27 protein-coding genes are annotated in these 21772 nt (G+C 61.1%); 10 read left to right on the top strand and 17 right to left on the bottom strand.

All coding sequences use genetic code 11. The annotated features are described in order from the left end of the window. A partial coding sequence (locus NEI07_RS18520; protein ID WP_256036690.1) for an AAA family ATPase occupies positions 1 to 194 on the bottom strand: 194 nt, incomplete at its 3' end. Between the two features lie 679 nt (positions 195 to 873). On the opposite strand from NEI07_RS18520, the gene NEI07_RS18525 reads away from it, so the two are divergent. Continuing rightward, a complete protein-coding gene (locus tag NEI07_RS18525; RefSeq protein ID WP_256036693.1) occupies positions 874 to 1125 on the top strand; it encodes a hypothetical protein in 252 nt (83 codons plus the stop codon). A 63-nt stretch (positions 1126 to 1188) separates the two neighbouring features. Here the strand turns inward: NEI07_RS18525 and NEI07_RS18530 are convergent, their stop codons facing one another. From NEI07_RS18530 to NEI07_RS18585, 12 genes are all read right to left on the bottom strand, one after another. After that, complete coding sequence (locus tag NEI07_RS18530) at positions 1189 to 1947, bottom strand: 4Fe4S-binding leucine-rich repeat protein (RefSeq protein ID WP_256036695.1); 759 nt, start codon at positions 1945 to 1947, stop codon at positions 1189 to 1191. Beyond that, a complete protein-coding gene (locus NEI07_RS18535) occupies positions 1937 to 2470 on the bottom strand; it encodes a tetratricopeptide repeat protein (RefSeq protein WP_256036696.1) in 534 nt (177 codons plus the stop codon). The genes NEI07_RS18530 and NEI07_RS18535 overlap by 11 nt, the downstream gene beginning before the upstream one ends. Positions 2471 to 2481: 11 nt before the next feature. Then, the gene (locus tag NEI07_RS18540) at positions 2482 to 2820 is read right to left on the bottom strand and encodes a HesB/IscA family protein (RefSeq protein WP_256036698.1); all 339 of its coding nucleotides are present in this window, start codon (positions 2818 to 2820) and stop codon (positions 2482 to 2484) included. Positions 2821 to 2831: 11 nt separating this feature from the next. Then, positions 2832 to 3056: a 4Fe-4S binding protein gene (locus tag NEI07_RS18545; RefSeq protein WP_014892097.1), complete on the bottom strand. Its 225-nt coding sequence runs from the start codon at positions 3054 to 3056 to the stop codon at positions 2832 to 2834. A 35-nt stretch (positions 3057 to 3091) separates the two neighbouring features. Beyond that, positions 3092 to 4603, bottom strand: a complete 1512-nt coding sequence (gene nifB, locus NEI07_RS18550; protein ID WP_051013311.1) for a nitrogenase cofactor biosynthesis protein NifB — start codon at positions 4601 to 4603, stop codon at positions 3092 to 3094. Positions 4604 to 5069: 466 nt separating this feature from the next. Next, positions 5070 to 6395, bottom strand: coding sequence for a Fe-S cluster assembly protein SufD (sufD, locus tag NEI07_RS18555; RefSeq protein WP_256036701.1), 1326 nt, complete (start codon positions 6393 to 6395; stop codon positions 5070 to 5072). A gap of 3 nt (positions 6396 to 6398) precedes the next feature. Further along, on the bottom strand, positions 6399 to 7157 hold the full coding sequence (sufC, locus tag NEI07_RS18560) for a Fe-S cluster assembly ATPase SufC (protein ID WP_256036703.1): 759 nt from the start codon (positions 7155 to 7157) through the stop codon (positions 6399 to 6401). 27 nt (positions 7158 to 7184) lie between these two features. Further along, positions 7185 to 8672, bottom strand: a complete 1488-nt coding sequence (gene sufB, locus NEI07_RS18565) for a Fe-S cluster assembly protein SufB (protein ID WP_256036704.1) — start codon at positions 8670 to 8672, stop codon at positions 7185 to 7187. Positions 8673 to 8684: 12 nt separating this feature from the next. Further along, positions 8685 to 9422, bottom strand: coding sequence for a 4Fe4S-binding leucine-rich repeat protein (locus NEI07_RS18570; protein ID WP_256036707.1), 738 nt, complete (start codon positions 9420 to 9422; stop codon positions 8685 to 8687). 35 nt (positions 9423 to 9457) lie between these two features. Next, positions 9458 to 9652 (bottom strand): 4Fe-4S binding protein, encoded by a 195-nt coding sequence (locus tag NEI07_RS18575; protein ID WP_018406744.1) that lies wholly within the window; start codon positions 9650 to 9652, stop codon positions 9458 to 9460. A 230-nt stretch (positions 9653 to 9882) separates the two neighbouring features. Beyond that, positions 9883 to 11667: a nif-specific transcriptional activator NifA gene (nifA, locus tag NEI07_RS18580; RefSeq protein WP_256036710.1), complete on the bottom strand. Its 1785-nt coding sequence runs from the start codon at positions 11665 to 11667 to the stop codon at positions 9883 to 9885. A 250-nt stretch (positions 11668 to 11917) separates the two neighbouring features. Beyond that, positions 11918 to 12397 carry a tetratricopeptide repeat protein gene (locus tag NEI07_RS18585; RefSeq protein WP_256036711.1) on the bottom strand — a complete coding sequence of 160 codons (480 nt, stop codon included), beginning with the start codon at positions 12395 to 12397 and terminating at the stop codon, positions 11918 to 11920. Between the two features lie 328 nt (positions 12398 to 12725). On the opposite strand from NEI07_RS18585, the gene NEI07_RS18590 reads away from it, so the two are divergent. Further along, positions 12726 to 13028 carry a hypothetical protein gene (locus NEI07_RS18590; protein ID WP_014892088.1) on the top strand — a complete coding sequence of 101 codons (303 nt, stop codon included), beginning with the start codon at positions 12726 to 12728 and terminating at the stop codon, positions 13026 to 13028. Between the two features lie 207 nt (positions 13029 to 13235). Further along, positions 13236 to 15263: a thioredoxin domain-containing protein gene (locus tag NEI07_RS18595; RefSeq protein WP_256036713.1), complete on the top strand. Its 2028-nt coding sequence runs from the start codon at positions 13236 to 13238 to the stop codon at positions 15261 to 15263. Between the two features lie 22 nt (positions 15264 to 15285). On the opposite strand, the gene NEI07_RS18600 is transcribed toward NEI07_RS18595, so the two are convergent. Next, the gene (locus NEI07_RS18600) at positions 15286 to 15912 is read right to left on the bottom strand and encodes a class I SAM-dependent methyltransferase (RefSeq protein WP_256036715.1); all 627 of its coding nucleotides are present in this window, start codon (positions 15910 to 15912) and stop codon (positions 15286 to 15288) included. A 229-nt stretch (positions 15913 to 16141) separates the two neighbouring features. Here NEI07_RS18600 and mtnC point away from each other — a divergent pair, with 229 nt between their 5' ends. The 3 genes from mtnC to NEI07_RS18615 all read left to right on the top strand — a co-directional run bounded on the left by mtnC (position 16142) and on the right by NEI07_RS18615 (position 17594). Beyond that, entirely contained in the window at positions 16142 to 16828 is a 687-nt protein-coding gene (gene mtnC / locus NEI07_RS18605; RefSeq protein ID WP_256036717.1) for an acireductone synthase, read from the top strand. Positions 16829 to 16888: 60 nt separating this feature from the next. Continuing rightward, positions 16889 to 17218 (top strand): 2Fe-2S iron-sulfur cluster-binding protein, encoded by a 330-nt coding sequence (locus NEI07_RS18610; protein ID WP_256036719.1) that lies wholly within the window; start codon positions 16889 to 16891, stop codon positions 17216 to 17218. Between the two features lie 127 nt (positions 17219 to 17345). Next, on the top strand, positions 17346 to 17594 hold the full coding sequence (locus NEI07_RS18615; protein WP_256036721.1) for a hypothetical protein: 249 nt from the start codon (positions 17346 to 17348) through the stop codon (positions 17592 to 17594). A 30-nt stretch (positions 17595 to 17624) separates the two neighbouring features. On the opposite strand, the gene NEI07_RS18620 is transcribed toward NEI07_RS18615, so the two are convergent. The 3 genes from NEI07_RS18620 to NEI07_RS18630 form a co-directional block, all read right to left on the bottom strand. Continuing rightward, positions 17625 to 18275, bottom strand: a complete 651-nt coding sequence (locus NEI07_RS18620; protein WP_256036723.1) for a cysteine dioxygenase family protein — start codon at positions 18273 to 18275, stop codon at positions 17625 to 17627. A 148-nt stretch (positions 18276 to 18423) separates the two neighbouring features. Next, on the bottom strand, positions 18424 to 19281 hold the full coding sequence (locus tag NEI07_RS18625; RefSeq protein WP_256036724.1) for an aminotransferase class III-fold pyridoxal phosphate-dependent enzyme: 858 nt from the start codon (positions 19279 to 19281) through the stop codon (positions 18424 to 18426). Positions 19282 to 19587: 306 nt separating this feature from the next. Continuing rightward, positions 19588 to 20058, bottom strand: a complete 471-nt coding sequence (locus NEI07_RS18630) for an SRPBCC family protein (RefSeq protein WP_256036725.1) — start codon at positions 20056 to 20058, stop codon at positions 19588 to 19590. A 228-nt stretch (positions 20059 to 20286) separates the two neighbouring features. Here NEI07_RS18630 and NEI07_RS18635 point away from each other — a divergent pair, with 228 nt between their 5' ends. From NEI07_RS18635 to NEI07_RS18650, 4 genes are all read left to right on the top strand, one after another. Further along, positions 20287 to 20751: a J domain-containing protein gene (locus NEI07_RS18635; protein ID WP_256036726.1), complete on the top strand. Its 465-nt coding sequence runs from the start codon at positions 20287 to 20289 to the stop codon at positions 20749 to 20751. A 271-nt stretch (positions 20752 to 21022) separates the two neighbouring features. Beyond that, a complete protein-coding gene (locus NEI07_RS18640) occupies positions 21023 to 21220 on the top strand; it encodes a CsbD family protein (RefSeq protein ID WP_256036727.1) in 198 nt (65 codons plus the stop codon). Between the two features lie 168 nt (positions 21221 to 21388). Continuing rightward, positions 21389 to 21577, top strand: a complete 189-nt coding sequence (locus tag NEI07_RS18645; RefSeq protein ID WP_256036728.1) for a hypothetical protein — start codon at positions 21389 to 21391, stop codon at positions 21575 to 21577. Continuing rightward, entirely contained in the window at positions 21574 to 21765 is a 192-nt protein-coding gene (locus NEI07_RS18650) for a hypothetical protein (protein ID WP_256036729.1), read from the top strand. Before NEI07_RS18645 ends, NEI07_RS18650 begins: the two co-directional genes overlap by 4 nt. Positions 21766 to 21772 lie beyond the last annotated feature (7 nt).

Genomic DNA, 21772 nt, shown 5'->3' on the forward strand with positions numbered 1-21772 from the left:
TTGGCGGCGAGGCTCAGGATGGTGTCCTGCGCCTTGGCGTGCAGAATGAGGCGCGTCGAGTCAGCCTTCGGATCGCAACCGACGATCAGAATGCGATGACCCATCTCCGCCAGAGCGGCTAGCGTGTTCTGGGACGTCGTCGACTTGCCGATGCCCCCTTTGCCATAAAATGCGATTTGCCGTAGTGACGACATGTCTGTCTCCTCTTGGGCCCCTACTCTTTGCCGCAGCTCTGTCGCGGCGCCTTGCTTCGCTGCCGAGTTAGAGAAGGACTCCCAGTAAGAGGTTCTCTGCGACGGCCCTCGATTTTCGAGCCGGTCCCTCTTTCGCAATGTCCATGCCATGACTTGCGGGGTGCGGCCTCCAAAAGAATACATTTTAAAAACAATTAGTTGTCGAATGCCGTCGACGGGGTGTTCGATGTCAAAAAGCGAACAACGATGTGATGTGGACGACAAAGCTATTGCCGACGGCGGTCGACATTTTTTGTGATCTTTTTCGTCGTCATAGCGTCGTTCTCAGTGGCTTGCTTGAGAGAGGCGGCGCGACGACGAGCTTTGCGTCGTGGAGCAAATGATGTGCGTCCCGCTCGGCGGTATAGCCGCACGTCCGCCTTTCCCGCTCCCGGACCGGCCGCCCGAAAAAGGTTCGGCATCGTCGAAGAGCTCCAAATGGCAACATTGCTGCTTCCAGAGTCTCTCCGGCGAGTCGTGCGCGTATGACAAACCGCGGCGGCTTACCGACGCGGTTGGAGCATAAGACACAATGTCAGCAGTCATCAGCCTGCAGGATCGCGGCATTGTCGAAATTGCCGGGGCCGACGCGACCAAATTCTTGCATAATCTCGTCACCAACTAGATCGGCCGGGAAGGGGTGTCGCGCACCAATCATCGCAGCCTCGCGCGCAAACGCGTGACGCCTTACCATGTGAATGGCGTGGCCCCAGCGCCGGGAACAAAAGTCATGACGGGCGAGATCGAAATCGGCGTGGCGGGGTCGCACAGTGGCGATCGGGGCCTAGCGTTGATCCGACTGGACAGGCTCGCCGACGCTATGGCGGCCGGAACGGTCCCGACGGCGGGCGGCGCGTCCTTGGAGTTCGCCGTGGGGCGAGCAGCGAGTTGAAGCCGACTTAAAACTGATGCGGCCACGCGGCGGCGCCAATGGCGCGACGTCGTCGGCAGGCTGTCATCCTTTCGATGCTTCGCCCGCGAGACGCTCGCGGGCCGCTTCCGCGACGAGCGGATCGCTGTCGTTGATCAAATGTTCGATTTCTTCCACATTCAATCTAGTCGCGACGTAATGGCGCACACGCCAATCGACGTCATCCCTCAAATCCGACAATTGTTCGGGCGTCATCCTTTGCGCCGCTTCAAGGCGCACTTCGGCGTTCGAATCTCGACACATTCGCCCGAGCCACTGGGCGTCGATACGTTGCGCGACAATACGCCGGACTTCCACTTCCGGGTCATCGAACATCATCACCAGCAGCGCCGGCGCAACCTTCCGCGCGATCACGATTCGCACGTAATAATCCTCGTCCTGCATCATCGGCAGAAGATCTGGATCGTCGAGCAGAGTGGCGACGCGAATGCGCACTTCGCGATGCGGATCATTGCGCAATTCGCATTGATAGCGCGCAGGTAATCGCCGCACGGCTTCCCAGCGCACGGTTTCATCGGGATCCGACAATAGGCGCGGCAAGAGAAACGGATTGGCGAATTTCGCCGCTATGGCGCGCACTTCGAAATGTGGATGCGAAAGATAGCCGTCGGCGAGCTCGGGATTCCAATTGAAGAAGCGATCGATGCGCCGCGCATATCGGTCGTGTACGCAGGCTTTACGCAATTCGCACCTTCCTGCGGCCAGCAGGTCTCGATGCGCGCAGTTCGCACAATCGATATCCATACCGCGCCAGTCGCGCGCTTCGTCGATCTCACGCGTCATCTTCGAGGCCGATTCTGTCGAGAATGCCGAGAAGAACCTTGGCGCCAATCTTGTCCGTTGGATCGAGTTCGAGAAGCTTGGCGATTGCGACCCGGCTTTCCTCGAGCTCCCCCAAGCGCATCTGCAGATAGGCGTAGCCCTTCAAGGTAAAGAGAAAGAAGCGCGGCAGCATTTCGTCGTAGCGATCGAAAACCGCGTCCTGCGCCGAGGCGCGTCGCCAATCTCGCGGCATATTGTTTTCGCGCGCCGCCTTTTCCAGACAGCGATTGGCGATCTCCAATGCTTCTTTCAATCTGCCTTTGTAAAAGTAAAAGCGATAGAAGCCGATCAACACCGCGGCATGATCCGGGGCCCATTGTTGGGCCTGGCGCAGATAGCGCTCCGCCGTTTCAGAGTCGGCGTAGGTTTCGCTGGCGAGATGGAGAAATTCTTCGGCTTCCGGCGGCAGGCCCTCGCCAAGCAGCGCCCCGGCGAGAAGTTCCTTCTCGTCGGGGTTCAGAGCGGCATGCTCGCCATTCACCATGACGCGCGCCTTTAATGCACATGCTCCGCCACAGGTCCGCCGGCGCTCTTGCATGATCCCGTGTTCTTGGGATCGTGAAAGACGAGCCCGCCGCTTGAAGAGGAATCGGCGAAATCAATCGTGACGCCATCAAGCAGCAGGCGGCTTTCGGCGGGCAGGAAGAACTTCACGCCGTCGACGACGAATTCCTGGTCGCCGGCGCGCGGCGCGGCTTCGACGTCGAAGAGCGCGCTGAGCCCCGAGCACCCGCCGGGCGACACCATCAAACGAAAGCCGCCGCCTGGATTGACGCTGAACTGGATCATTCGCCGGATGAACTTTTGTGCGGCCGGCGTAAGCGTAAATTTCATTGCAGGCCTCCTCAAGCCGGCGCTTGGTAACGCGGATAGGCATTGTCGATCACGCAAGTGTTGTCGACCGGACAAACGGCGGCGCATTGCGGCGCGTCGAAATGGCCGATGCACTCCGTGCATTTCTTCGGGTCGATGACGAATGTGCCGTTTTTTTCGGTGATCGCCACATTCGGGCATTCCGGCTCGCAGGCCGAACAACTCGTGCACTGCGACGCGATGATCTTAAGCGTCATGTCTTGCTCCTAAGCTTGGTTCCTTGACGCATGTCTCAGGCCGCGTTGATGAGCGCGCCCTGACGGATTTCAGCGTCGCCGCGCTCCTGATGTTCGATTTCGCCGCTGTTCACCTTGTCGAGATAGGCCTTGAACCAGGCGATCGCCGACTTCTCGATGAATTCATGGGCAAATTGATCGACGGGCTCGATCCCGGCCTTGATCAGGTCGTTCTTCGGGCAGCCGCCGATCTTCGCGACGAACACCGCATGGCAGTCGTTGATGGCGCGGATAACCGTCTCCAGACTGTCCTCGTCGCCATATCCGCCCTGGCAGTAGAGATCGACGCGGCGATGTCCGACGAATTTCGCGCCCGAGGTTGAGAGCTCGTAGACCTGGAACTCTTTAGCGTGACCGAAATGTTCGTTGATGAGGCCCGAACCCTTCGTCGCCACTGCGATCAGCAGTTTGATGTCGCTCGCCGCGCCGGCCAGCGTCGCCAACTCTTCCTGTTTCGCGGCGACCTTGGCGACGCGCTCTTCTTCGACCTTCTCCTGATAGGCCTTGCGCGACTCGAGATCGTAATCGACCTCCATCGCCATGATCTTTTCGGTGGTGAATTCGGCGCTGCGATCTTCGCCGAGCAGGCCGACCGCGTCGGCGCGGCACTGGCGGCAGTGACGCATCATATTCATCTCGCCTTCGCAGCTGTCCTGCAGCGCCTTCAGCTCTTGCGCCGACGGACCGCGCTGGCCGTTGAGGCCGAACACCGTGCCGTGCTCCGGAGCCGAGATCAGCGGCATGATATTGTGCAGGAACGCGCCGCGAGATTTGACGGCCTTGTTCACTTCGACGAGGTGCTTGTCGTTGATGCCGGGGATCATCACCGAATTCACCTTGCACAGAATGCCGCGCTCGGTGAGCATTTCCAGGCCCTGCAGCTGCCGGTCGGTGAGAAGCTTCGCCGCTTCGACGCCGGTGTAGCGCTTATGCTTCCAGAACACCCAGGGATAGATCTTCGCGCCGACTTCTGGATCAACCATGTTGATGGTGATCGTGACGTGATCGACGTTGTAGCCGGCGATCGTGTCGACGTGATCCGGCAAGGCCAGGCCATTTGTCGACAGGCAGAGCTTGATATCCGGCGCGGTGCGCGAGATCAGATCGAATGTCTTGAAGGTTTTTTCCGGATTGGCGAGCGGATCGCCCGGGCCGGCGATGCCCAGAACCGTCATTTGCGGAATGGTCGAGGCGACGGCCAAAACTTTCTTCGCGGCCTGCTCGGGGGTCAGCTTCTCGCTGACGACGCCGGGACGCGATTCATTGGCGCAATCATATTTGCGGTTGCAATAGTTGCACTGGATGTTGCAAGCGGGCGCGACGGCGACGTGCATGCGCGCATAATGGTGGTGCGCCTCTTCGCTGTAGCAGGGATGGTTCTTGACCTTCTCCCAAATCTCCGTCGGCAGGTCGCCCTCGCCGGCGCCCGAACCGCAGCTCGCCTTGCCGCTGCCGCCCGACGTGCCGCAACCCTTGTGCTCGGCGATCTTCTGCATCACGTCGCCCATGGCGACCGCCGCGTTCACCCCTTCAGCTGCCTCCGCCGTTCCCACATCCAGAGACGTCATGGCTTTGCTTCCTTCTGTCGCTGCAAAGTCGCCCGCCGACTCTCGGCTGAGACGGACCGATGCATCAGTTTGTCGAAGGGATCGCAACAACCATGCCAGCGCCTAGACAGCCGATTCACTTTATAAATCAGTTGTGTAACGTGAACCAACAATGTAAATATTCAAACACGTCCCGACATTCTGTGTGGCGACACTTGTTACAGATTCAACATCGTGGACAGGTTCGGATGCGCTTGGCGGCTCATGCGCTCAGACGCGCATCTGCCGCGTTATCCGTGTGGAGGCTTTTGCGCCGACGCCGCATTGTCCAGATAGACGAGCGGCTACCGTGGATCTTTACATCCAAATCGGAACGTCACGACGCGACCGAGCGACGTCATGGAGGCGTCGCTCACAGCTTGTGGGATCATTGCGTTCTCAGCCGCTCGGAAACGAGCGCCGATAGAGCGTCTCGAACGCTGCGATTCTCCACGGCGTCGATCACTTCCCCGACGAAGGCTTCCGTCAGCAGCGATTGGGCTTCCGCTTGGGGAATCCCGCGCGCCATCAGATAGAAAATCAAGTTCTCGTCCAGCGCGCCGACGGTCGAGCCATGCGCGCATTGCACGTCGTCGGCGAAAATTTCCAGCTCCGGCTTGCAGTTGGCCTGCGCCCCTTCGGACAACAACAGGGTACGGGCCATCATGCGCGCGTCAGTCTTTTGCGCGCCGGGCCGAACCAGGATCTTCCCCTGAAACACCGCCTGCGACGAGTCGTCCAGCACGGATTTGAACAACGCCTTGCTTTCCGAACGTTCCGCCGCATGATCGAGGAACAAGGTCGCGTCGGCGTGCTCCTTGCCCTTCAATATATTCGCCCCACGCATGGCGGCGTGGGCTCCTGGACCGTTGATGTTGATGAAGGACTGGTTGCGCAACACGGCGCCGCCGAGATTGAGTCCGAAATCACTCAGCAGGGCGCCGGCGGCGAGCGAGGCGACAAAGGTCGAGACATGCATCGCTGCGGCGCCTTCGTGGCTGATCTTGAGCCGCTCCAGCGACGCGCCCTCTTCCAGCACAACCTCGGTCGCGGCGTTCACATGGTATTCCTGCGCCGTTTCGCCCTCGAAGCTCTCGATCAGAGTCGCCCGCGCGCCTTTTTCAACGATGACCAGCGAACGCAGGAAATAGGTCGCCGGCTGCGCGCCCGCCACGAAAACCAATTGTATCGGTCTGTCCACGCATACGCCGGCGCCAACGCGAATGACGACGCCTTCGCCCATGAAGGCGGTGTTGAGGGCGAAGGCCGGATCGTCGACCTCGCCCACATTCCCAATCTGCGTCATCGCCGCGGCGTCGCCCTTGGCCAAGGCCTCCGACAACGACATCACGCTCAGCCCTGCTTCCAGATCGGCGAGATCGGAAAGCGCTGGAGCGAAATAGCCGCCGACGAAGACGACGCGCCGCGACGCGACGCCCGTAAGCGTCGCCGCATTCCGGGCGTGTTGCTTCGCGCTTTCTTCCGGCGGCGCGGCCAGGGGCTTCACGTCGCGCAACAGCGCGCGCAAGTCCGTGTATTTCCACGCCTCGTCCCGTCGGTTGGGCAGGCCCGTCTTGGAAAAGGCGTCGAAGGCGGCGGTGCGCAGCTTGGCAAGTTGCGGCGCGCCGGCGCTTTGCTGCATGGCGAAGATTTCCGCCAGCCGCGCCTCGGCGTCGGTGAGTTTGCGCGCGGGAGTGGTCGGTGCGTTGCCCATGACTTAAGCCGCCTCGCTTTGGTAGCGCGCGTAGCCCGTTTCCTCGAGCTCCAGGGCAAGCTCCTTCCCGCCGGTCCGCACGATGCGGCCGGCCGATTGCACATGAACGACGTCCGGCGTGATGTAATCGAGCAGCCGCTGGTAATGGGTGATCACAACGATGCCGCGGTCCTTCGAGCGCAATTGATTGACGCCGTTGGAGACGACTTTCAGCGCGTCGATGTCGAGCCCCGAGTCGGTCTCGTCCAGGATGCACAGCTTGGGTTCGAGCAGCATCATCTGCAGCGTTTCGGCGCGCTTCTTCTCACCGCCGGAAAAGCCGACGTTGACCGGACGCCGCAGCATCTCCATGTCCATGTCGAGAATCTTGGCGAGTTCCTTGACGCGCTTGATCATGTCGGGCGAAGACATTTCCTCCTCGCCGCGCTTTTTGCGCTGCGCGTTGAGTGCGGCGCGCAAAAAGGTCATCGTCGCGACGCCCGGCACCTCCAGCGGATATTGAAAGGCGAGGAACAGCCCGGCCGCGGCGCGCTCATCGACGCTCATCTGCGACAGATCGGCGCCCGCGAGCAGCGCCTGTCCCTCGGTGATTTTATAGCCGGGCCGGCCGGAGAGCACGTAGGACAGCGTCGATTTGCCCGAGCCGTTCGGCCCCATGATCGCATGCACCTCGCCCGCCTTCACGGTGAGGTCATAACCGTTCAGGATCTGCTTGCCGGCTATCTCGGCCTTGAGGTCGCGAATTTCCAGTAGCGCCGTCATTCCACCACTCCCAAATCTATAGAGGCGTCAGCCGACGCTGCCTTCGAGACTGACCGAGATCAGCTTTTGCGCTTCGACCGCGAATTCCATCGGCAGTTGCTGCAACACGTCACGCACGAAGCCATTGACCACCAGCGCAGTCGCATCTTCCTGCGATAAGCCACGCTGCATGCAGTAGAACAAAACGTCCTCCGAGATTTTCGAAGTCGTCGCCTCGTGTTCGAACACGCAGGAGGGGTTCTTCGCTTCGATGTAGGGAATCGTGTGCGCGCTGCAGGCGTCGCCGATGAGCAGCGAGTCGCAATTGGTGAAATTGCGGGCGCCCTCCGCCTTGCGATGCGCCGAGACGAGGCCTCGATAGGCGTTCGACGAGCGGCCGGCGGAAATGCCCTTCGAGATGATGCGGCTCGTCGTGCCCTTGCCGAGATGGATCATCTTGGTGCCGGAGTCGACCTGCTGGCGACCGTTGGAGATCGCGATGGAATAGAATTCGCCGCGCGAATTATCGCCGCGCAACACGCAGCTCGGATATTTCCAGGTGATCGCCGAACCGGTCTCGACCTGCGTCCAGCTGATCTTCGAATTGGCGCCGCGGCAATCGCCGCGCTTTGTCACGAAATTATAGATTCCGCCCTTGCCGTTCTCGTCGCCCGGATACCAATTCTGCACGGTTGAATATTTGATCTCGGCGTCGTCGAGCGCCACGAGCTCGACCACCGCGGCGTGCAACTGGTTTTCGTCGCGCTTGGGCGCTGTGCAGCCTTCGAGATAGCTGACGTAGGACCCGCGGTCGGCGATGATGAGCGTCCGCTCGAACTGTCCGGTGTTCTTTTCGTTGATGCGGAAATAGGTCGACAATTCCATCGGGCAGCGCACGCCGGGCGGGATGTAGACGAAGGAACCGTCCGAAAACACCGCGCTGTTGAGCGTCGCAAAATAATTATCAGAGGTCGGCACCACGGTGCCGAGATATTTGCGCACCAGCTCGGGATGCTCGCGCAGCGCCTCCGAGATCGGGCAGAAGATCACGCCCGACTTCTTCAACTCCTCTTTGAACGTCGTCGCGACGGAGACCGAGTCGAACACCGCATCGACCGCGACGCGCGGGCGCTCTTCGCCCTCCGGTCGTTCGACCCCGGCGAGAATTTCGCGCTCATGCAGCGGAATGCCGAGCTTTTCGTATGTGCGCAGCAGCTCCGGGTCCACTTCGTCGAGCGATTTCGGACCAGCCGTCGATTTCGGCGCCGCGTAATAATAGAGATCCTGATAGTCGATCGCCGGGTAGTCAACGCGCGCCCATTTCGGCTCGGTCATCGTCAGCCAGCGACGATAGGCTTCGAGCCGCCATTCGAGCATCCATTCCGGCTCGTCCTTCTTCGCTGAAATGAAGCGGATCACCTCTTCGGAAAGACCCTTCGGGGCAAGGTCGGATTCGATGTCGGTGATGAAGCCGTATTTGTATTGATCAGCGCCGACACGGCGAACCTGTTCAACTGTCTCTTCCACCGCCGCCATTTCGCTCTCCGTTCACTGTTGCGCTTCGTCCAGGCGCGCCTGGACGAGGCGCCTCACTTCCGGATCAGGATCGTCGCGCAGACGCGCCAGCAATTCCGTCCCACATCGCTCCGCCACCAGGAAGCGGACTCGTAAATCATCGTCGGCGACGAGCAGCCCCAGCTGCGCCGGCGCCAGACGCTCTGCAATAATCATGCGCACGCGCGGTTCGGGATCGCGCGCCATGGCCGGGAGCTTGTCGAGCGCAATCCGGCGCGCCGCTTCGCATCGCACCTGCGGGTCGTCATCATTCGTCGCGCCGGCGAGGATTTCCGGAGGCGCGCGACGGGCGGCGATCAGACGCACGCCGCTGTCCTCATCGAAAAGCAGCCTCACGAGGCCAGCGCCCTCGACGCGCTGAGCCATGGCCATGCGCACCTTACGGTCCGGATCGCCGATCAATTTTTCAGCGAGACGCAACGGCAAACGTTGCGCCACCATCGCTCTAACGTCCGGCTCCTCGTCATCGATCAGCGCGCGCAACTGAAAGACGCTCGCATATTTCACCGCGCCGACGCGCAGTTCAAAATAGGGATGATCGAGATATTTCGCAGATTCCTGCGGACTCGCGGCGAAGAACCTGTCTATGCGGCGGGCCCTTCGGTCGCGCACGCAAATCTGGCCGAGATCGCAAAGGCCTTTCTCGCGAATCTCCACATGCGGACAATCGCGGCAGGACAGGAAGTTTCCAAGCCAGTCGACTGCGTCCATGCGATGCATCGCCCCGCTCGGCCGCACTTATAGCGCTATGCCGGCACGCATGTGTTTTCGACAGGGCAGACGACCGCACATTGCGGCTTGTCAAAATGCCCCTCGCACTCAGTGCATTTCTTCGGGTCGATGATGTACATGTCGTTCTTGAGGCGGATCGCCGCATTCGGACATTCGAATTCGCAAGCCCCGCAGACCGTGCATTGTGAGGCGATAATTTTGTACGCCATGTCGCGATTCCTCATGGATTCACTGCAAGCTTCTCCGCTCCCATCAAATCGCATGCCAGTCGCGAACCACGCCCATTCGCCGCCAGCGGCAAGCCGTGGAATGAAAGCAGATAATCGCATGCGCGCCTGCAAGCTCACGCGCCAAGGCCGGTCTGCTTTGTCCGCCTCCAGGGGTCGCTCGGCCGCATGAACTGAACAAATGTTCTAAATGCGACAATCGCCGGGTGCGGTCAGATGCGCTTTATTTCGATGTTGTATTTCTTCAGCGCATAATTGACCTGGCGCAGCGACAGCCCGAGCAGACGCGCAGCTTTAGCCTGGACCCAGGCGGCCTTCTCCATGCCTTCGATGAGGCGCTCGCGGTCGATCATCTTGCGGGAGGACGCAAAGCCGTCGCCCTCCTCCTCCCCGGCGGGGCCCAGCCGCGACGAGGTCTCCTTGACGAAGGTCGAAACCGGCGCTGCTGCGCCGTGGCTCCCCGTCGCGATCTCCTCAGGCGGAGCGGGGGCGCGCATGCCGGTCGGTTCGGGATGCGCATGCGGATAGGCGCCGCTGGCGCTGCTGGTCCATAGCAGGGCCGAGAGGCATTTGCCGGAGGCGCAGGCGAAATCGTGATCGACGATGGTTTCGTCGCGCGCCAAAGTCGCCGTGCGGCGCACGCAATTTTCCAGTTCGCGCACGTTGCCCGGGAAGTAACAGCGTTGCAGCGTCTCAATGGCGCTCGCCGAGAGCTCGTGCTTTTGATCGTTTTCGCTGTTGAACGTCTCGATGAAATTGCGCGCCAGCAGCGAAACGTCGCCGGGCCGTTCGCGCAGCGGCGGCAGGAACACCGGCACGACGCTGATGCGGTAATAGAGGTCGGCGCGGAACTCGCCCTTCTCGACGGCCTCTTCGAGATTTTTGTTGGTCGCGAAAACGAAGCGGACGTTGACTTTCAAGGTCTTGGACCCGCCAACCCGCTCGAATTCGCCTTCCTGCAGCACGCGCAGCAGCTTCGCCTGGAAGGCGGGAGATATTTCGCCGATTTCGTCGAGCAGCAGCGTGCCGCCGTTGGCCAGTTCGAAACGACCCGCACGCTGCGCGACGGCGCCCGTGAAAGCGCCGCGTTCATGACCGAACAGCTCCGATTCGAGAACGCTTTCCGGCAGCGCGGCGCAGTTCAGCTTGACGAAGGGCTTGGCGCTGCGGCGCGACAGGTCATGCACCGCGCGTGCAAAAAGCTCCTTGCCTGTGCCGCTCTCGCCGCGCAGCAGCACGGTCGAATTGGACTTCGCGACGATGGCGATGGTGTCGAGCACTTCCATGATCGCCGGGCTCTCGCCGATGATGCCGGCGACGTCGGGCCGCTCTCCTCGAATCTCTTTCGGCAGGCACGAGACCAGCGCCTTCTCCAGCGTGCTGCATTCGTTCAGCAGCCGCTGCCGGTCGGCCGAAAACATGCGGTGCAGCTTCACCGTTTGGCCGATCAGATTGGCGATCATCGTCAATAAACGCAGATCGGCGTCGAAAGCGTAGGAGATCCAATCTTCTGACGTGCGATTGATCGACAACGTCCCGACGACGCGGCTATCGCTCTTGATCGCAACGGCGAGGAAGGAGACTTTCGCGCCGACCGCCCGGGTGATCGTCTCCGCAGCCGTCGCGAACAAGGGGTCGCGGGACACGTCCTCGACAATGACAGGCATGGCGGTCGCGACAAGCCGATCGATCACCTTGGCCGGCAGCGTGTCAAGCGGCTTGCTGCCGTCGCGGCTGGTCCAACCCGAGGTCGCGACGATCTCCGGATTGCCATGCTGATCAAGGATCGTGATCATCCCCAATTTCATGTCGAGGAAGGAGCTGAGCACGGCGACGACATTGCCCAGCGTCTGCTCGAGGCGGGCCGGCGCGGTCAGAATTTTTGAGATTTCATAAATGCCGAGCAGCGCCGTATCGGCGGACGGGGGTCTCGCCCGCGGCGGCTTTGCCGCCACGCCTTCCGTGAGCAGAGAGCGTGAAGTGGCTACGTCGTCCATGGCCGCCTTCCTCGAACAGCCACCGCCAGCCCGAAGCGAGGGTTTCCGTTCGCACATGCGAGGATCGATTCCGATCGTCTCACGCGGTTCATAGTTTGTTTTATGCAAGAACCACGCAAAGCAGCGCCCCGTCGCCCCAGCGCAGCGCGCAATGTCGGGTTTGCGACAAGGGCGGCGCGGCAACGGCCGAAGCGTGACATTCGCGCGACGATTTGTTGAGGTTGCGACATGGCCGTGTCATGCGCATCGATTACACGCTGCCCTGCGCCAATTCCTCGATCACTTTCCAGCCGACGCTGCCCTGCGGATCGGCCCGGGAGAGGATATCGAGATATTCCTTTGCGGTGTCGCTGCGACCGCGCTTCAATTCGATGAAGCTCAGCGCCTTCAGCGTATAGAGGGCGAAGCGCGCCGGCCCGTCATGCGCCTCGGCCGTCGCCGGCCAAGCCGTAGGATCGCTCGGCCAACCCGCCTGACGCGTGGCCTCCTTCATGCCTTGCGCGGCGACGTCAGCGGCGTAGTCGAGACTGCCCATGTAGGTGTGGATTTTGTAGAGGCAGTAATAGGGCGCCAGCTCCTGCGGCGTCAGCGCCAACGCCTGCTTGAACAGGTTGTCGGCCTTCTCACGGTCGGTCCGATAGGCGACGACGCCCTGTTGCAGGAGTTCGTTGGTCTTTGGGTCGAGTTCGCCGAAGTTCACGACGTCAGCGTCGGCGCGCGGAGTGTTCATGGCCGGCTCAAAGCAATCGCTGAGCCACATAGCGAGAGACATCGTAGACGTCGTTCGCAAAACGCATCGCCGATTTTCGCGCCGGCGACGACGCCAACGGCGGTAAGATCATTAGCGAGAAGACCGTCGGAATTGGTATGGCGCTTTATTGATCTCCCAAGCGCTTCGTGCCTGCTTGAAAAGCAATTTCGGCCCCTCTTCGTACAAAACGAAGGTCGAGGACGCACAAATGGCACGCAGTTTGCGTGCGCGCCGGGCACGCGAGAGCCGCTGAACGCCAAGGCGCGCAATCGCGGACACAACCAAGCAAATGAAAAAAGGGCCAGGAATGATACGCGAATTCCGCTACAAGGGGGAAACCTTCCGGGTGAACGCGCACGGCTCTCCGGGCCATGAAGAAGTGTTTATCATCCATTTGGTCGACGACGAGGAGATGGGTGAAATCTCCATCGACCGCATGACCGAGGAAAACGACAGAGACGCGCCGATCGACGCCATTTGCATCATGCTCTGCGACAAGCTGATCGCCGAACAGGACATCGCCTGCGCTGACGCCGACGGGGCTTTCGTCTGGGTGGAAGGCAAACGCATCCGCGACGTGCTCCCGAGCAACGAAGTCGCCCCGCATTGACGAACGCGCGGCGCCCGTGAGCCGATTAAGGCGGAACCAAGCGCCGCGCGCGACACTCCCTCTCCGGAAGCGCCTCTTCCCAGCCGCCGCTCTGCGCTCTGCGCCCGACGAAATTCCTCGCCTGCGGCGTAGCGGCGAGTTCCGCCAGCGACGAATGGCGCTCGGCGTCCGGCAGCCGTATGTCATCGGCGCACGGAGGACGGCTCCATGAGCGTCGAGGGCAATCGGCTCGGTCAAGAGACCAGCCCCTATTTGTTGCAGCACCAGCACAACCCGGTGCACTGGCACGCTTGGAGCGCGGACACGCTCGCGCTCGCCAAGCAGGCGGGCAAACCGATATTGCTCTCGTCTGGCTACGCCGCCTGCCATTGGTGCCATGTGATGGCGCATGAATCATTCGAGGACGCCGAAATCGCGGCGTTGATGAACGAATCTTTCATCAATGTGAAGGTGGATCGCGAAGAGCGGCCGGACGTCGACTATCTGTACCAACAAGCCCTGATGATGATGGGTCAGCGCGGTGGTTGGCCTTTGACGATGTTTCTGACGCCGGAGGGCCAGCCCTTCTGGGGCGGAACATATTTTCCGCCCTTTGCGCAGGGCGGGAGACCCGGCTTCGCCGAGGTTTTAAAAACCATCGCGGAGCTGTGGCGCACCCGCGCGAATGCGATCGAACATAATGTCGCCGAGCTCAGCGCAGGACTGGCCAGCCTGTCCGAAACGACTCCCGGAGAGCCGGTCTCGCCCGATCTCGTCGAGAGCATTTGCGCGCAGTTGGAGCAACGGCTCGACCACGTCGACGGCGGCTTCGGGGCGGCGCCAAAATTCCCGCAGGCGACCAGCCTCGATTTTCTCTGGAGGGCCTGGAAGCGGACGGGTCGCGACTCGTTGCGACAAGCCGTGGTTTTGACGCTCGATCATATTTCGCAGGGCGGCGTCTACGACCATTTGGGCGGCGGCTTCGCGCGCTACTCAACCGACAATCGATGGCTCGTGCCGCATTTCGAAAAAATGCTCTACGACAACGCGCAGCTGATCGAACTGCTGACGGAGGTCTGGCAAGACGAACGTCTCGAACTGTATCGCCTGCGCGTGACAGAGACGATCGAGTGGATGACGCGCGAGATGCGCGCGCCAGGCGGCGGGTTCGCCAGCAGTCTCGACGCCGATAGCGACGGCGAAGAAGGCAAGTTCTACAGTTGGAGCCAAACCGAAATACGAGACGCGCTGGGCGCGCGCGCGCCGGTCTTCGAACGCGCCTATGGCGTCAGCCGCGAAGGCAATTGGGAACACGGCAAATCCGTTCTCAACCGCCTCGGATCAATCGAGCTGCTGGACGAGGAGGCCGAGTCGGCGCTGGCGCGAGACCGCGCCGCCTTGTTCTTAGTGCGCGAGCGCCGCGTGAGGCCAGGATGCGACGATAAGGTCCTGGCGGACTGGAATGGATTGACGATCGCCGCCATCGCGAAGGCGGCATGCGTGTTTGAACGCGGGGACTGGCTCGATGTCGCCATCGAGGCCTTCGATTTCGTCAAGGGCGCGATGACGACGGACGATGGTCGTCTGCTCCATTCCTGGCGATGCGGACGCGCACGTCATATGGCCGTCCTCGACGACTACGGCGCAATGTGCCGCGCGGCGCTGGCGCTCTACGAAGCCACCGGCGCGCCGTCCTATCTTGAATACGGCCGGCGCTGGGTCGAGCATGTGGAGCATCATTATCGCGATCGACATGGCGGCTATTTCTATGCCGCCGACGATGCTGACACGCTGATCGCGCGCGTGAAAATCGCCGAGGACTCCGCCCTTCCCTCGGGCAATGGCATGATGCTGCAAGTGCTGGCGCAGCTCTATTATTTGACGGGCGAGAGCGTCTACCGGCAACGCGCCGAGTCGATCGCGAAGGACTTTGCCGGGACGATTCGCCAACGCGTTCTTGGTTTTTCGTCTTTGCTGAACGGCATCGAAATGCTGCGAGAGGCGTTGCAGATCGTCGTGATTGGCGAAACAGACGCCGCGGATACGGCGGCGCTGAAGCGAGTGATCTACGGCGTCAGTCGGCCCGGTCGGGTTTTGAACGTCATCGCGCCCGGGGCCGAACTGCCGCGCGCGCATCCGGCTTTCGGCAAAACCTTGCTCGGCGAGCGCGCCACGGCTTATGTCTGCAGGGGAATGGTCTGCTCGCTGCCGATCGTCGAACCCGATGCGCTCGCGGCGGCTCTGCGCGAGATGTGACGCAGTTCTCGCATCCCAGCACCTATTCGCGCCGCCATACGCTCGCCAGCCAGGGCTGTTCGCCCGGCGGCGCGCCGCTGGGCCTGTAATAGCGCTCGAGTTCGACGAAGCCCGCCGCCGTCCCGAACGCGCGCCAGCTTTCGGGAGCGTGAAACACGCCATAGCGTCCATTGCTCCATCCTTCCTGATCCGCCCCATGCGGAATGGAGCTGAACAGGATGCCCCCCGGCTTCAGAGTGGCGTGGAGCGCGCGCAGGACGCGTGGCAATTCGCTGCGCGGCACATGAAACAGCGACGCATTAGCGAAGACTCCGTCAAAGTGGCGCTCAGGTAAATCGAGCGCGAGAAAATCCTGCAGCCACACCTCGCAACCGCTGTGAATGCGCGCCATTTCGACGAAGCGCAGCGCTCCATCAAGCCCGATCCCGACATGGCCAAGCTCGGCGAGCGCCTTCAAATCGCGTCCTGGCCCGCAACCGAAATCGAGCAAGGTGAAAGGAGGCTCACCGCGAATGTGGCTGAGCATCGCCGCGATATTTTGTGTGACGTCGTGGCTGCGCGTTCCCTCCCAGAACGCCTCGGCGCGCTGATTGTAATGTTGCAGCGTGCCGCCCGTGACCGCTTTCAATTCTTCCGAGCTTGGAGCCATTGTGGGGCCTCCGAACAATTGTCTCGCCATCGCCGACGCCGCGAACACGTCGCGCCGCCCCGCTGGGTTCGCACCTCGTCGATGTGGCGCAGGGAGCGACACAATCGCCTTGGAGCCTCGCGCGGAGGACACGGCACATATGATGCTTGCCAGAGCCAACTTTGGGAACGGCTGAAGCATCGGCGGTCCGTGGCGCGACTGCGACAATTCTACACCATACGGGCCCGCGATGAATGAACAGGTACGCGCCGTCCTGATCGAACTCGAAGGCGCCGCCGTTCCGATGGGTTTCGCGACCGGGACGCTCACGCCGCTCGCGCAGGCGCGGCTTGGCGCCTTCATCGCGGAACATGCCTCGGACCCGGATGTGGAAGACGCCCTGGAGGAAACGGGACGTCTTCTTGGCGGATTCGACTTGAAGCTCGAGGAAGCCGAAGCGCTGTTGCTGCGCTGGATGAAGCAGAACCGCAAGGCGACCCCGCTGAAGACGATCCAGGGCCTGATCTGGCGCGAGAGTTTTGAGGCGGGCGCGATCAAAGGCGAGCTTTATCCCGACGTCGCAGCATCGCTGAGATCATGGGCGGCATCGGGCCGTCGCCTGTTTGTTTACTCGTCCAATTCGAGATTGGCGCAGCAACTCCTGCTGAGCCACAGCGCCTCGGGCGACCTCACAAGCCTGTTCGAGGAGTTCTTCGACACATCCATCGGTCAGAAAATTGAACCGGCCTCCTACCGTGCGATCTGTGAGCGTCTCGATTTGCCTTCCGAATCGGTGCTAGCGCTGTCGGGCGATGGGGAGGAATTGGACGCCGCACAGTCGGCGGGCCTTGCGACGACGCTCATCGCGCGAGAGGGCCTTGCAGACAGTCGCCATGCGGTTTGCCCTGATTTCGCGTCACTGAATTTGGGATCGTGACGCGCTCCGCGTTGCCCCGCCAGCGAAACATTGCCGACGACTTCGGGCGGATGGACAAAGATGGCCAAGTTCACTCTTGAAACCAGAGACGGCGCCAGACAGGAAATCACCGGCAAGAATGGCGTCTCGCTGATGAAATTGATCCGGCGCGCCGGCGTCCAAGAGCTGGTCGCGCAATGCGGCGGCAGCTGCGCCTGCGCGACCTGCCATGTCTATCTCACCCTGCCTGAGGGGATTGAAATGGCCGACTCCGGACCCGGAGAAAACCGGATGCTTGCGACAGCCAGCCATCGCAAACTCAATTCGCGTCTCGCCTGTCAAATCAAGTTCGATGACACGTTGGATGGGATGTCCATCCGCATCGCCCCGGAGGATGCGACCGGTTTTTAATTCGCCCCGCACGGTTTCGAACATCGATGGCGTTGCAGCGAACGCGCCCGGCACACCTTTATATGGTCTGGAACTTGCTCGCTGGCCATGCACGCAGCGCCAAGATGCAGGGTGAGCATCCATGCCAATGAAGGAAGAAAGCGTTCTGCCCGGGAAGTGCTATCGGACCAAGGGCGGCGAAGCCAACTCGGAAAAATACACGGTGATCAGCATCACCCGTGGGATCGTCACTTATCAAAGCTGGACGTCCGACCCCAATCGCCTGTCTCTGCGCACGAATACGGGCCTGAAGGCCTTCGCCGAAGTTCTGTTCAAGGAAATCCCCTGCCCGAACAGAGATCCAGGCCAAAAGATCGAATATTTCGATCCCTCATAGACATACATTCTTCCTATGGAGTCAGGCTCCTCAATCCCGGATCTCGCTTTGAATTGAAAAGATGTCGTAGGGAGGATCGCTTTCCGTATTGGCGTAGCCTAATGGCTGCGCGTTCATGCTCCCCTGTGATGAGCCGGAACGGCGACTGATCTGGCCGATGTCGCCCCCATAGACATGGATGATGATGGATGTCCGATCATCCAGCGCGTTGCAAAGCTCCAAGACCTCCCCGCTCCCGGACGAGCGGGCCTCCACAGCGCGCGCTTGCAATAGACGGGACGCGCCGGCCTGCGCGCTGTTCGTCGAAGAAGCATCAAGTTGCTGGCGGTTGACGGCGCCGCGCAATACGCCCGCAATCTCCCAAACGGAAGGCTGAGAGATTGTCACGCAGGCGCCGCCCGACAAAATTGTGCTCACGACGGAAAAGCGATCCAGCACGTCGTAATAAATCTGGAATTGCTGGCCTCCGGCGGGATTTGGGACGGCGAAGACCGTTGGCAGCCAATCGTCCGTCGTGAAGAGCCGGGCCATGAGATCGCGGCCGATCAGCAAAATCTCCCGCTCGCTTTCGGCGAGTTCGACCATGGACTGAATGTCCCAGATGAATCGCCGCAGCGCGGGGGGAACAGGGTCTCGCCCGATGACTCGTAAATTTGGATCAGGCGCATTTATCTCGATCATGATGTTGAACGGTCCGCCAGGATTTGAGGGAATGCGCGCGCTCGAGCAAAGCGCGTCGCTGAGGCCGCGCCGAGAGGCGCCGACTCTGTTCCCGCCGGATTTGGCGGAACGTCCGCCTCAGTGAGGCAGCGGCAAACGACTCGCGCGCTCATCGTTCCTCCTGCGCGCAAACCATATCGATGCAGGATACCGCCGCATCGATGTCGCTTTCCTCGACTGTGAGCGGAGGAAATAAACCAAGGACCGACCCCATCGCGCGGGTGAGGAGCCCGTGCTCGGCCAGCTTCAAGCGCATGGGCTCCGCGTCTGCCGCGAGCGTTAGCGCCTGCATCAGTCCAAGGCCCCCCAGCGCCGTAAAGGCTGCGCGACGCCGGTAAAACAACGCCGACAGCTGGTCTTCGAGATACCAGCTTCGGCTCTGCACGCGTTCCTGAAAGCCAGGCGTCGACAGAGCGTCCATAAGCGCGTGCCCGGCCAGAAGCGCGGCCCCGTCAGCAAGCGTTGAGCCGCCGAGCGCCCCTCGCGCCAGTCTTTGCGTGACGACGAGCGCAGCCAGCGGCGGGGCGTCTGCAGGCGCGTGATGAGCGATCATCAGGTCCGGGGTGATGCCGGTCCATTCATGCGCCCAAAGCATGCCTGAACGGCCGAGGCCACAGAAGGTTTCGTCGAAACCGAGTATGAGCCCATATTCGTCTGCGGTCTCGCGCAGTCTGGCGAGCACGCTTCCCGGGACGACCTCAAACCCGGCTCGGGTCCTGACCGGAGCGATCAGAATGCCCGCAGTCGTCACGCCGACTTCCGCCTGCACTGCGGCGTGATCGTCGGTTCGGAGAATGACGATCTCATCATCGTCTTCAAGGCCAGGCGGAGGGCTCTCCGTTCCATCAGCATCCCCGACGCAGACAATGAACCGGCGGCGCTTGGGGCGACCGACGACGCGATGGTAACGGCGAGCCATTTCGACGGCGGAACGCCAGGCGTCGCCCTCGGAGGGAAGCAAAAGCACGCGGTCGCCAAAAGAAACGGGCGAAATCTTCCCGCATAAAGCATCGGAAAGCGCCGCTGCGTCCGGCTCTGATTGCGACGAGCCTATTGGCGCGTTCGTGCAGAGCGCCGATCCCATGGAATTCTCTGAAAAGAAGAGCGATGCGCCGGAAAAGTCGAGTGGCCCACCCACCACGCATGCGTCACCCGTGACGGTGCGTTTGATGGGCTCGTCAGGCTCGCTCGTCGAATCTGAGAATGTGGCTGACATGTTGCTCTGAGCTCGCCATTGGTCGCCGCTCCGATGAGTTCGGGCAAGCGTGGCGTTTCAGGCGCCGTGTTCGATGAGGTCGGGGAGTCTTTTGGCAAGAGAGTTCAACACGCTCTGCGAGCCTTTGAGCATGACGTCGTAGACCGCGTCCGCCGTGGGGGCAGCGTCGATTCCGTCCTGGGTAAAAACAAAATGCGTGCCGCCATTCGGCAGCTGCGAGATCGTCCACGTGACTGTCGTGTCGATGTATCGGCCAAAACCCTTCAGCTCATCGTCGCCGCCCGACCAGCTGAAACGCAACATACGGCCGGGCTCCACAGCGAGAACCTGGCACTTGAACTCGCCGTCCCAACGCTCGATCGGGCGGCTCCAGATCGTGAACTTGTGGCCGTCAACCGGCTCAACGTCATTTGGAAAGAACCAAACGGCGAGCCATTCGGAATCTGTCATCGCGCGCCAAACGGCCTCGATCGGATGTTCGAGGTCCTTCTCCGTCGTGAGGCTGCGTGTCTGTGTCGCGTCAAGCACCGAGTCCTGCTCCCGTTACCGCTTAACAAGCAAGGCTCAAGCCAAGACGCCGTGGCGCGGAATTCGACATCAAGCGATCGTCTCATTCTCAGCGGGGTCCCGCCGCTGGTCTTCACGCATAGCCTGCGCCTTTGGCTTCGAACATGCATGGCTGATCGCTCAACTCTCGTGAACGCTTTTGTACAAAAAAAGCGACGCGCGGGGCCGGTTCAGGCATGAGCGCTCCGTATGACGGACAAAGAGCAATGGGTCGTCTGGAATGGCTCGTTGGGAATACTGGATATGGCGACCATCGGCGATATCCAGCAGGACGAGAGCGGCAGGAAGGCGTCTCTGGCGGCGCCCTATGGCGTCGTGGGGCCGTTCAGCCTTGACGAACTTGAAACGCTGGGGCGGATTGCCTTTGGCGAATGTCTCGTTATGTCGCGCCAGCGATGGCAGGAAGATCAGCTCGCTCTGCGTCTCGAGGCGCGAGAAAAGCGCCGGACGCTATTGTTTCGGGCGGATATCGACGATGACCATGAACATCGCGAAATTTTAGGGCTGCCATTCGATGGCCTGCTCAATCTTGCGGAGATCAACGCCGCCTTCCGGCAATTGGCCAAGAGCGCCCATCCCGACGCCGGCGGCAGCGATGAACAGTACCGTCGTATCGTCGAGGCGCGCGACGCGCTGCTCAAGAACATCGCGTAACGGGTTGCCGTAATCAGCGACCGACTTTGGCAAAGAACCGGCCGCGAATCTGAGATTGGGACGCGTGTAGCACGGGCAAGGATTCTTAAGCCTGGCGCGCGAGGAATGATCCCTCCAGACATGGACTAGACTGCTAATTTTTGGCTAGAGCACAGTCCTCAAGGAACATCTGAGCCGGTGAAAGGTTTTAATGGTGGTGGAAGCCAGGCCCGGGCTCGGCTTTCCAAGGCGTCCGCCGCGATTGCGGCCGCCTCCTGACCAGGAGGAATTCATGAACTGGGACACTGTCGAAGGCAACTGGAAGAAATTCACCGGAACGGTGAAAGAGCAATGGGGCAAGCTCACCGATGATGACATCGCGCGCATCAACGGGAACCGCGAGCAGCTCGAAGGCATGATCCAGGAGCGCTACGGCGTCGCCAAGGACAAGGCGAAGGAGCAGGTCGACAACTGGATGTCTCGCCACTAGCTCCAGCGCATCATTGCAAAACGCCGGCGAGATGCCCTCGCCGGCGTTTTCATTTCAAAAGCGACGCGAGCAATGTGTCCAGCAATTCGCGTCCAGCATTCGGCGCGTCGGAACATCTGGCTTGGCGCCGAGGTTTTATAGACGCGTCCTCAAGACGAAGGTCTATCGATGAAGAAAACCGTTCGCCCGTTCACCGTCGAATATCGATCGAAACGCGGCAGGTCGCGCACGGTGCGAGGCGGCGTTGCTTTACGCCTTACGGTTCGAGAAGCCGAACAGATGACCGCGGGCAAAGACATGCGCGGTGAACTCTCCGCGTGGCGGTCGCTGTTCAAGCAGGAGGCGCGTTCGCCATGACTGCAGCTTCTCCGAAACTCGACCGTAGACAAGGCAAGAGAGCGCTGCTCCGGCGCTCGATGAGCGAGGCGCTTGGAAAGCGCTTCTCGCTTTTATATCTCGACTTGATCATAAAGCCGGTACCCGATGACCTCAAAGGTCTTCTGATCAAACTGGACTTCACTGATCGTCCGAACAAGATGCACTGAGCTTCGA

This window comes from Methylocystis suflitae, assembly GCF_024448135.1.
GTDB lineage: Bacteria > Pseudomonadota > Alphaproteobacteria > Rhizobiales > Beijerinckiaceae > Methylocystis > Methylocystis suflitae.